Raw genomic sequence first — 12,077 nt, 5'->3', positions numbered from 1 at the left:
GGGGCAGGGAAGTGCCAGTCGCATTATATATCATTTCAGTGCTGTTTGTGGCTAACTTTGTGCTTCATTCCCTGGTGTAGTAAACTCGAAGATAGATTGTACTGTTCATACCCGCGCTTGAGCGCGGGTGTTGTTGTTTGAACAAGAATGGTCAGACAGGAAGCGAGGTTGATGGTTTATGGAAAAAGAACAACATATGCAGCAAGATGAGCAGAAGGACCAAATGAAGGAAAAGTCGGGTAAAATACCGGATAAAGCTGGTATGGGTCGGTTTATCAAATTAATTGCGAGTGCGCATCCGCCCAAGGCCATTTTGATCATCGCCCTGATTCTGACCCTGATTCAGACGATCGCTGGTTTAATCGTACCGATGATGACCAAAGGGTTGATCGATGGTTTGACCTTTTCTTCTCTAAATCGTATGGTCATTATCGGTCTAATCGGTGCTTTTGTTCTTCAAGCGGTGGCTTCGGCAGTTTCCATCTATATGTTGAACTACGCTGGGCATAAAATAGTGGCTAATATGCGCAAACGCTTATGGCATAAAATTTTATCTCTACCCATTCCATACTTTGACCGGAATCGATCAGGAGATACGATGAGCCGCGTCACGAATGATACAAGCCTGATTATGAACTTAATTACCGAATATCTTGTCAATCTGATCTCTAATGTGATCGCGATTATTGGTGGGATTGCGTTGTTATTTTATCTGGATTGGGTGATGACGCTCATTATTCTGATCATTGTTCCGCTAACAGCACTAATTTTATTTCCGGTAGGCAGAAAAATGTATCGTATCTCCAAAAAACAGCAGGATGAGATGGCAGATCTGACCTCAGTATTGAGTCAGGTGATCGGCGAAATCAGACTGGTTAAGGCCTACGGAACAGAAAGCAGAGAGGCACAGGCTGGGGAAGATCGCATTTACCGTATGTTCCGCTTCGGATTGCAAGAGTCACGTATTTTGGCTCTGGTAGGTCCGATTTCTACCTTTTTGCTGACTGCAGTGCTGGTTATTATATTGGGTGTTGGCGGTGTTCGCGTCGCATCGGGTGTACTGACCGCGGGAGACTTGGTGGCTTTTATTCTACTCCTATTTCAGGTGATTACACCGATGGCCCAATTCACGACCTTGTATTCACGTCTGCAAAAGGTGGTTGGAGCCACGGAACGGATTCAGACTATTTTAGACCATGAAGAGGAACCGCTAGAGTTGAAGCAGGAAGCGGCAAAAGAGAGCAGAGATATTGTGTTTCATGATGTTGCTTTTTCCTATACTGAAGGTGAAGAGGTTCTTCATCAGGCAAACCTGGTCATCCCAGCTAATCAAACGACAGCATTCGTGGGACCGAGTGGGAGTGGGAAATCTACCTTATTTTCATTGTTGGAGCGCTTTTATGTGCCAGATACAGGTGAAATTCGTTATGGAGACGAACCGATATCCTCATATACACTTTCCTCCTGGCGCTCCAAAATTGGGTATGTATCGCAAGAGAGCTCAATGATGACCGGAACGGTCAGAGATAATATTACGTACGGCTTAGGGCGCGAAGCCGACCTGGACGAAGTGAGACGAGCCGCCATGATGGCGTATGCGGATACATTTATTATGGATCTGCCTCAAGGCTACGATACGGAGGTAGGGGAGCGGGGAATGAAACTGTCCGGCGGCCAGCGTCAACGGATCGCCATTGCGCGTGCGCTTCTCCGCAGCCCTGACATCCTCATGCTGGATGAGGCTACCTCTAGCCTGGATAGCTCATCCGAGCATGAGGTGCAGAAGGCCCTGGCGAACTTGATGGAAGGACGCACGACAATTGTCATTGCTCACCGTTTGTCTACGGTGGTCCACTCTGATCAAATTATTGTGTTGGACAAGGGCAATGTCACTGGTGCAGGAACCCATACCGAGTTATTAGAGACCCATCAGGTGTACCGCGAGCTAGCTCAAAAGCAGTTTGTGGAGATCGGAGAAAAAGTGGGAGCTATAGAGGCTGCTACGCGCGAGTGATATGATCCTCCGATCGCTGTTGCCTCATGAAAGGGCAGGGAAGGTCAATTTCACTGAACCATGAGGGAGATGTTCACTCACAACAACAAGTGAGATAAAATTATTTTTTTCAAAATATTAATGAAAAGGATTTAAAAAGATATTTGACAAGGATTTAGTTTTTTTAACTTGTATGACATACAACATATAGGATAAGTTAAAATGATGCTAGACTAAAAGGTGGACATTGAGAAGCGAGAAAAAAACTCATTTATATAGCAAATATCTGAAAAATGTTGGTTATAAATAGTAAAGCTATGTTTTTTGTGTTGATATAAAGGGTTTTCGTAGGAGGACTTTTTAGAAAGGAATGGGCCAAGAAGAATGAGCAAACCGAGAGTATTGGTCGTTGATGACGAAAGGGCTGTTAGAAAATTGATTAAAACAGTTCTTGAAGCCGATGGGATGGTTGTGCTTCAGGCTGAAAATGGCACGGAAGCGATGCGGATGATTAGCGAGGAACCATTCGATCTCGTCCTCTTGGACATTATGATGGAAGATATGGATGGCTATGATGTGCTGGGTCAATCACGTAATATGGGCATCCATACGCCAATCATTTTTCTGAGCGGGAAAAAAGAAGACACAGATCAGATCATTGGACTTGGACTTGGGGCAGATGCCTATATTACCAAGCCGTTTAGTCCTCCTGTGCTTTGTGCTCAGGTAAAGAACCAGATTAAAAGATATCGCCAGCTTCAGGAATCAAAACAACAAGCTTCGCGCATTGCGTTGGGACCATTTCTATTCAATCATCATACCTTTACGTTTCAAAAAAATAATCAGGAAATCGCGTTGTCATCAAAAGAATTACAACTTATGAAATTTTTTATGGAACACCCCAATCAGGTTTTCTCGAAAGAACAGCTATATCAAAACATCTGGAATGATACGGTTGTCGATAATAATACGATTATGGTTTATATCAGGCACCTGCGCACCAAAATTGAGGAAAATCCCACGAATCCGAAATATATCAAAACCGTTTGGGGAATCGGATATCGTTTTTCCGTTGAAAGATAAATTAACTCTATATTTCTGTCTAATTGTATACGCTCTCTCGAAGGCACGCCGATGGTTCGGGGGGCTTTTTTTATAGGTGATGATTTTTTAACACCATCTCTATTTTAGGTATAAAAGGGGATACATAACTTTGGGGCGTGGCATCACCCTCACACAAATCATGACTTTTTGTTTTGAAAGCGCTGACATATTTTTGTCACAGGGTTCTTAAAAACATTTAAGGATTACTCAGAATACTTTAAGATTTGCTCTTTACAATTTAGTTATCTCGAATCATCCAATGAGCGAGAGCGTTACTGAAAATCTTGTAAAAACCCGGGCGAGCGATTGATTCGAGGATAAAAGCAGATTGATTATCTAGGAGGCGATGAAGTGGTCACTAATAATCTACAAGAAGCCGCAGAACTTAAGCTACAGCCGCGAACAGAGTCCAAATGGCAAAAGGTGTTGAATTACAAGATTGGAGGAGTCATTCCTGTAGGCCTTTATATCCCGTTTATGGCTGTTGTCTACATGCTGATGAACACTGGAAAGCTCGCTAGTGATATGCCTGGGGCTGTATCTGTCATGGTCTTATATGGCTTTATTCTGGCGGAAATCGGAAAGCGCATCCCTATTCTAAAGGATATCGGCGGCGCTGCAATTATGGCAACGTTTGTACCTTCATACATGGTGTATGCTCATCTTCTCCCGCAGTCAGCCATTGATTCTGTTACTGTTTTTATGGATAATACCAATTTTCTGTATGTGTACATCGCAATTGTTATCGCTGGCAGTATCCTTGGCATGAACCGGGAACTCATGATCAAAGCGGTCGTTAGATTGGCAGTCCCTTTGGCGGTCGGATCTATTGTCGGAACAGGCGTCGGATTGCTTACAGGTGTGGCTTTAGGAATCTCAGCGTATGATACCTTGTTTTACATTCTTGTTCCTATCATGGCTGGAGGCGTTGGTGAAGGTGCAATTCCACTCTCTATCGGCTATAGCCAAATTTTGGGTTCGACTCAAGGTGAGCAATTTGCCATGGTTATTCCTGCGGTCATGCTGGGTAGCTTGTGTGCTATTATTTTGTCCGGCTTGTTGAAACAACTGGGAGATAGAAGACCGGAGCTTACTGGTAACGGCACGCTACTCAAAACAGGGGATAGCGATGTTTTGGGACTTGCAGAGGATAAAAATAAAAAGCCGCTTGATCTTTACCAAATGGCCGCTGGAGCAATTTTAGCTTTCGGATTCTTCATGTTAGGTACCTTAACCGCTGAGTTTGTTGGTCTACCTGGTCCGATTGTAATGCTTTTTGCGGCATTTTTGGCAAAATATTTTGGCTGGTTGCCAAAATTCCTTGAAGATGGAGCGCAACAAATGCAACGTTTCTTTGTTATCGCTGTAACGTACCCGCTTCTGCTTGCCGTAGGTGTAGCCAAAACACCATGGGATGCACTGATTTCAGTAATTAGCCCTGCTTATTTCATCACCATTTTAGTAACTGTACTAGCTGTGGTTGTGGGTGGATATTTTGCTGGCAAGTGGATGAAAATGTACCCGGTTGAAGCCGCGATTATAACTTCTACTCGATGCAGCCAAGGTGGAACAGGGGATGTTGCGATTCTTTCTGCAGCCGATAGAATGGTGCTCATGCCATTTGCCCAGGTATCCACCCGTCTCGGGGGAGCAGCAACGGTAACACTTGCTATTTTCCTGCTGCGATACCTTACACACTAAAGTGGTGAAATCTTAAAAAAAATTAATAATTTTACAGGGTACTTTAAGATCTTGTTATTACAATGAAGTTGTCTTGAGACACCATTTAGTAGGCGAACGTGAATAACTGATATACTCGGAAGCGAACTGGCCCTAGCACTAGGGTTAGGGACTGACGGGCTACTAGCTCGATGGAGAAGGTAAAACAGGATGAGATGTTCACGAGAGATACTATTTCATTATCGAAGCCATTTTTCATTTCTCACTATGCTAGTGCTTCCGATTTCTTTTCTAGTTCTTCTATGGATGGCCTATGGCTCGTATATGGACGGAGAACGTACCGTAATTGAACAACAGCAGCAGCAATTGCTGACGATTGCCAAGTTAAACAGCATGTCTATTGAGTCCTTTTTCGACGAACAAATGCACTCCCTGCAAATATTAGCAGGAAACCAGCAGATGTCGCTCGCCATATCCAATAAAAATGAAACTGTGATTGACGAAAACCTATCTGCTTATTATACCGCCAAAAAAGATAGCATTTATCAGATTAGCCAGGTGAACCTGGAAGGAAGAGTAGTACACACTTTTCCGAAGCGCAATCGTACAGATGCGATTAAAGCCTATGAATTTATCAAGGATGGTATTCAAAGGATGCTGCGAGAAAAAAAACCGTTCATCGCAAGGGCTAAGCTGGAGAGGCAAGGCAATTATATTGTGCATCTGTTTCAGCCTGTTTATCTTGATGGAAAATTTCAAGGTGCGCTGATCAGTGTGGTAAATCTAAACGCGGTGTATGAGAAGCTGTTGAAGCCGATTCGTGTTGGGAGCAAGGGTTATATTCATGTCAAGGATCAGCAAGGCCACTATCTCATGCACCCAAGCGAAGAAAATATCGGGCTATCGCTATCAGCGATGAAGGACAAACACCCGGGGCTTGATTACGGCGATCTGGAAAAACTGTTCAACATGCAGCTTACCCAGGAACAAGGCTCAGCTTTCTACCATTCGTATTGGTGGGGGGACGAATGCTATACCAAGACGAAAAAGATTGAGGCCTTTTCTCGTGTTCATCTGGGTGACTCGTTTTGGGTGGTAGCCGCGGCCATGAACTACGAAGATGTGAGAGAACCGATTGCACGAAATCGAACTAAAACCATTGAAATCTTTTCTATGATCGTCCTGACGTTGGCTTGTGCCGTTTATATCATCATGAAGACGAAGAAAAATAAAGAGGCTTTGGAATATGAGACAAGATATTTGCGGGAACTGAATAACAAAAACGAGCTGCTCCGGAAAAAGGACCTTCAATTGCAGCACTCGCAAAAGCTACAGTTAATCGGCACGCTATCAGGGGAAATTGCTCATGATTTCAATAATTTTTTGACTCCTATCAAAGGTTATGCAGAAATTATGCTCAGCAGTATAGAACCGACTGAAGAAATTTATGATTACGTCAGTGAGATCTATGATGCTTCCGAGAAAGCAAGATTAATTATCGAGGAAATTCTGCTATTGAGCAGGCTGGAGAGTGGGAAGGTCAAGAAAAACGCTCCGGTCAAAGTAGAAGAGCAGGTCGAAGAAGCACTGGGACTCATAAAATCCTTTCTCTCGCCCAGCGTGAAAGCTGTGTTCAAAAAACAGGTAGAGTCAGCCGTTATCTTTGCAAATAAAGTACAGATTCATCAAATCATTATGAACCTGTGCAACAATGCCTATCAAGCTATGAAAACAACCGGGGGCGAACTAAAAATTATATTGGATACCATGCCCCTGAAAGAAGTGAAAAAAATCCGGGAGAGCGTTCTGGAAGTCAGCGATTACGTTACTTTATCTGTTTCCGATACGGGCAAAGGGATGAGTGACGAAACCTTGCAGAAAATCTTTGATCCTTTTTTCACAACCAAACCGGCAGGAGAGGGTACGGGGCTTGGATTGTATATCGTTCAAAGCATTCTCGAAAAACATCAAGGATTTATTGCCGTGGCTTCAGAGCTGGGCAAGGGTAGTATCTTTACGGTATATCTGCCGAAAACGGAGTTTGTAGCCAAAGATACAGAGATCGATAAGAGCCCTGTGTTTACTGAACAAAAGCGCATCCTTCTGGTCGATGATAAACAGCGTGTGTTAAAAGCGATGAGAAAAGGGCTGGAATTGTATGGTTTCCAGGTTGAGACAGAAGCAGACAGCATGGCAGCATTACAGCGGTTTGAAAAGTCTCCAAACCACTACGATCTGGTCATTACGGATCAGGCTATGCCTTATCTGACGGGTACGGAATTGGCTGAACGTATCAAGGTAATCAATCCAAGTATGAAGATTATCCTGATTACCGGTTACGTCGAGGATTATGTGGTGGCATACAAGGAGAGATTGATCATTGATGAATATATGTGTAAGCCTGCAGCAGGTTCAGATATGGCACAAATGATTTATAAGGTTCTGCAATCCTGAAGATGGAGAGTATCTACCATCCAATTGGAAAAAGAGGTGTAGACATTGATTATTCAGCAAGTAGGCATGGCCGGCACACTGGAATCAAGCGATATTATGATTTCCATCGAGCCGAACGGCACGAAGGGGATTGAAATCGAGTTGAAAAGTACGGTAGAGAACCAGTTTGGGAACCAGATTCGCAAAGTGATTCTCGAAACATTACAAGAAATGGGCATTGAACACGCATATGTCCAAGCGAATGATAAAGGGGCACTGGATTGTGCCATTAAAGCTAGAGTCATGACAGCCGTAAACAGAGTGGTCGAGGGTGGCTGCCGACCATGGGAGGCGGAATAGATGCAGAAACTGAGAAGGACCATGTTGTATGTACCCGGGAATAACCCAGGGATGATCCGGGACGCCCCTATCTATGGGGCAGATTCGATTATGATCGACCTTGAGGATTCCGTTTCCCTATACGAAAAAGATGCAGCACGTTTGCTGGTTTACCAGGCTTTGAAAACCTTTGATTTCGGAGGCATCGAGGTGCTGGTCAGGGTCAACCCGCTCAATACGCCATACGGCAGAGACGATTTTGAAGCGATTGTACGAGCGAAGCCAACTGCTATTCGATTACCGAAAACAGAGACCGCCGATGATGTGATGGAGGCGGATGAATTGATTACCGAAATTGAACAAAAGATCGGCATGGAGCTTGGGACGATCAAGCTTTTTGCAGCGGTTGAGAGTGGTAAGGGCGCATTGAATGCAGCGCAAATTGCGGTTGCCAGCAAGCGACTAATCGGCATCGCCATTGGAGCGGAGGATTTCGTCACAGACTTGAAGACAACGCGCTCGCCAGAAGGCATTGAGCTATTGACAGCACGAAGCCTTATATTATTTGCGGCAAGAGCTGCTGGCATTGCTGCTGTCGATACAGTCTACTCAGATGTAAATAATGAGGAGGGCTTTGCTAACGAGGTGAAGTTGATCAAACAGCTGGGCTTTGACGGCAAATCTATTATTAACCCACGTCAGATCGAGATTGTAAACCGCATCTATACGCCGACAAAAACAGAGATCCAAAAATCAAAGCGGATCATTGAGGCCAGCCTCGAAGCGGAGGCAAATGGCTCAGGTGTGATCAGTCTCGACGGTAAAATGATTGACCGTCCGATTGTAGAACGTGCACGCAGAGTACTTGATCTGGCGGAAGCGGCAAAAATAAACGTAGAGTAAGGTGAATATTATGCTAAACGGTGCTGGGAGAGAAATTCCTTTAGCTATTGAAGGACTTGATGCGGTAACTCCCTTTGATCGCAAATCGACTTATGGGCAATTTAAAAATACAGAGCGGTTAAAAGACCGCCAGCAAAATCCTGCCCAAAATAAAATCATTGATTCGATAGAGAAGGCCATTGAAGCTACTGGCTTGCGCAGTGGGATGACGATCTCCTTCCACCACCATTTTCGCAATGGGGATTTTATCGTGAATAGGGTCATGGATAAAATCGCCAAAATAGGGATTCGTGATCTTGTCCTGGCAGCTAGCTCCTTGACAGATATCCATGCCCCATTGATAGAGCACGTGCGAAACGGTGTCATCCGCAGAATCGAGACCAGTGGCCTCAGAGGCGAGCTGGCTCAGGCATACTCCTACGGATGGTTTGATATTCCGGTGACGATTAACTCTCACGGTGGCCGCGCAAGAGCGATTGCATCAGGAGAATGCCCGATTGACGTCGCCTTTTTGGGCGCTCCTTCTTGCGATGCATACGGCAATGCAAACGGAACTTGCAGCATAAACGAAGCTCCATCGGCATGCGGCTCCTTGGGATATGCCATGGTAGATGCACAGTATGCGCGCAATGTTGTGATGATTACTGACCATTTGGTCCCTTATCCGAACACTCCATTCGCCATTCCTGAAACTCTGGTGGATTATGTGGTCGTCGTGGATCGCATCGGTGATCAGAAGGGGATTGTCTCAGGGGCTACCCGTTACACCAAGAATCCGAAGGAACTGTTAATTGCTAAAAACGCGGCAGATGTGATTGAAGCATCCGGATATTTCACGGATGGATTCTCATTGCAAACCGGGTCCGGGGGGGCTTCGCTTGCAACAACCAGATTTCTGCGGGAAAAAATGCTTGCCGCCAATATCAAAGCAGGCTTTGCCCTGGGGGGTATTACCCAACAGATCGTTGACCTGCATGAAGAAGGATTGATTGAAAAGCTTTTGGACGTGCAGAGCTTTGACTTGCGTGCTGTAGAATCGCTGAGAAAGAATAAATTCCATCAACAAATTTGTGCGGAATATTATGCAAGCCCTGAAAATATAGGCTGTGCTGCTCACCAACTGGATGTTGTTGTGCTGAGTGCGCTGGAGATTGATTTGAATTTTAATGTGAACGTAATTACTGGATCTGATGGGGTCATCCGGGGAGCTTCCGGCGGACACTGCGACACTGCCGCAGGTGCTGCAGTATCGATCATCGTCGCTCCGCTGATTCGCGGAAGAATGCCTGCTATTCTTGATCGTGTCAATACCATTATTACACCAGGCCATACGGTTGACGTACTTGTTACGGATCAGGGCATCGCTGTGAACCCTATCCGCCAAGATCTCCTGGCTAACTTAAAAGCAGCCAAGCTTCCTGTCTTCACGATCGAAGAGATGCAAGAGAAGGCAACACGGATTGTCGGCAAACCGGAGCCGATACTATGGGAAGATAAAATTGTAGGTGTTGTTAAATATCGTGATGGTTCTGTAATTGATGTCATTCGTCAAGTGAAACAAGGACGCTAAAATTATAAACCAAGGGGAGGAAGTATTGAGCAACTGCTCAGTACGAACAAACTTATGAGTATAAAAGAAGCCGCCTTACAGGCACACCGCCTTAGAAACGGTAAACTGGAGATTACAGGAACAGTACCGGTTGTAAGTAAACAGGACTTAGCGATAGCCTATACACCTGGTGTTGCCGAACCATGCAAGGAAATCGCCAAAGATAAGAGCAAAGCCTATGAATACACGATTAAAGGGAGCAGCGTAGCGATTGTGACGAATGGGACAGCAGTGCTGGGCCTGGGGGATATTGGCCCCGAGGCAGGGCTGCCTGTCATAGAGGGTAAGGCCTTGTTGCTCAAAGAATTTGGTGGGGTGAATGCGTTCCCTATTTGTATCGACACCACTGATCCAGACGAGTTTGTGCGCACGGTTGAAGTAATTGCCCCAGGTTTTGGAGGCATTCATCTTGAAGACATCAAGGCCCCGGAATGCTTTTATATTGAAGACAAATTAAAAGAAAAACTGAACATTCCGATTTATCATGATGATCAACATGGAACGGCAGTTGCTGTGCTTGCAGGGTTATTGAACGCCTTGAAACTTGTGGGCAAAAAAGTGGAGGATGTGCGAATTCTCATCAATGGAGCGGGAGCTTCGGGGATCGCCACCGCCAAGCTATTGCTCGCTGCAGGAGCAAAGCATATGGTTCTCTGCGATATAAATGGTGCCCTGGTCGAAGGAGACACCTCTCTCAATAAGCCTCAGCAGCAAATTGCCAAGCTGACGAATCGTGATAAAGAAACCGGCAGCCTTGCAGAAGTCATCAAGGACAAGGACATCTTTATTGGATTATCGGTTGCAGATGTGATGACCAAAGAAATGGTGCAAACCATGAGCAATGAAAGCATCATTTTTGCCCTTGCCAATCCGATTCCAGAAATTTTGCCGGAGGAAGCATACAAAGGCGGAGCACGAATTGTTGCGACCGGCAGATCGGATTTTCACAACCAAATCAATAACCTGCTGGCATTCCCCGGTATTTTCAGAGGCGCGTTTGATGCCAAAGCTATGGACATCACGCTGGAAATGAAATTAGCGGCGGCCAGCAGCATCGCAGCTCTGGTAACAGATGAGGAACTTGACGATACCTATATCGTTCCAGATGCGATTGACAAAAGAGTAAGTGCTGCGGTTAGTAAAGCAGTAAAAATCGTCGCAGAACAAAGCGGTGTCGTAAGAAAATAAAACCATCGAGAAAAAACGGTGATCATGATGGCTATGTGGATGGAACATTTGCGTGAAGAGATTATAAATCCAGCCTCTGAAGACGCTCAAAGAAAGCTTCGCGATTTCCTTAAGCGCCAAGGTCTTAGAATAGACCATCCAATTGAATATACGATGGAAATTGTAGATGGCGGCGACATTGCCGCTACGGGTTCCTTTTCAGGCAGTGTACTGAAGTGTATTGCTGTGGATGAAGCTTATAAAAATCAGGGGCTATCTGCACAAATTGTTAGCCATTTAGTAAATGAAGAATATAGGCGGGGAAGGGATCACCTGTTTATTTATACAAAGCCACTAAATAAACAAATTTTCAAGGATCTTGGCTTTTATCCAATCGTGGAGGAATCCTTCAAGGCTGTCCTGTTGGAAAACCGTTGGGATGGTATCAGGCAGTATCAGCAAGAGCTTTTGCAGGAATCGGGCGATCTCGTGCCTTCGGCTACGATTGTCATGAACTGTAATCCATTCACATTGGGACATTTGCACTTAATCGAGTATGCAGCAGCGGTTTGGAAAAAGGTACATCTGTTTGTAGTCTGGGAGGATCGATCCATTTTTCCATCAGCTGTTAGATACAGACTAGTTGAAGAAGGCGTGAGGCATTTGGACAATGTGGTCCTGCACAAAGGCAAAGACTATATCATCTCGGGCGCAACGTTTCCTTCTTACTTCTTTAAAAATGATGAAGAGGCGGCAAGCACGCATATATCACTTGATCTGAAAATTTTCATCCAGTATATAGCTCCATTGCTAAATATTCAAAAACGGTATATTGGTCAGGAGCCAAAC

General features: G+C 44.9%; 9 protein-coding genes. All 9 read left to right on the top strand.

Annotated features, from left to right (window positions below):
* Positions 1-178: 178 nt before the first annotated feature.
* A complete protein-coding gene (locus tag AC5V8P_RS17370; protein ID WP_064796859.1) occupies positions 179-2,014 on the top strand; it encodes an ABC transporter ATP-binding protein in 1,836 nt (611 codons plus the stop codon).
* Positions 2,015-2,377: 363 nt separating this feature from the next.
* A complete protein-coding gene (locus tag AC5V8P_RS17365; protein WP_063213007.1) occupies positions 2,378-3,076 on the top strand; it encodes a response regulator transcription factor in 699 nt (232 codons plus the stop codon).
* Positions 3,077-3,448: 372 nt separating this feature from the next.
* Entirely contained in the window at positions 3,449-4,798 is a 1,350-nt protein-coding gene (locus tag AC5V8P_RS17360) for a 2-hydroxycarboxylate transporter family protein (protein ID WP_064796858.1), read from the top strand.
* Between the two features lie 285 nt (positions 4,799-5,083).
* The gene (locus AC5V8P_RS17355; RefSeq protein ID WP_231116838.1) at positions 5,084-7,231 is read left to right on the top strand and encodes a sensor histidine kinase; all 2,148 of its coding nucleotides are present in this window, start codon (positions 5,084-5,086) and stop codon (positions 7,229-7,231) included.
* A gap of 45 nt (positions 7,232-7,276) precedes the next feature.
* Positions 7,277-7,570, top strand: a complete 294-nt coding sequence (gene citD / locus AC5V8P_RS17350) for a citrate lyase acyl carrier protein (protein ID WP_013311548.1) — start codon at positions 7,277-7,279, stop codon at positions 7,568-7,570.
* Positions 7,571-8,452 carry a citrate (pro-3S)-lyase subunit beta gene (gene citE, locus AC5V8P_RS17345; RefSeq protein WP_064796856.1) on the top strand — a complete coding sequence of 294 codons (882 nt, stop codon included), beginning with the start codon at positions 7,571-7,573 and terminating at the stop codon, positions 8,450-8,452.
* A gap of 10 nt (positions 8,453-8,462) precedes the next feature.
* Positions 8,463-10,022 (top strand): citrate lyase subunit alpha, encoded by a 1,560-nt coding sequence (gene citF, locus AC5V8P_RS17340; protein WP_064796855.1) that lies wholly within the window; start codon positions 8,463-8,465, stop codon positions 10,020-10,022.
* A 54-nt stretch (positions 10,023-10,076) separates the two neighbouring features.
* Positions 10,077-11,249 (top strand): NAD(P)-dependent malic enzyme, encoded by a 1,173-nt coding sequence (locus AC5V8P_RS17335; protein WP_063213012.1) that lies wholly within the window; start codon positions 10,077-10,079, stop codon positions 11,247-11,249.
* Between the two features lie 27 nt (positions 11,250-11,276).
* On the top strand, positions 11,277-12,077 hold an 801-nt coding region (locus AC5V8P_RS17330; RefSeq protein ID WP_495473742.1), incomplete at its 3' end, for a [citrate (pro-3S)-lyase] ligase.

This window comes from Paenibacillus sp. N119s (assembly GCF_059447605.1).
The sequence above is the reverse complement of the archived record's forward strand: the minus strand, read 5'-3'. Positions and strand labels throughout refer to the sequence as shown.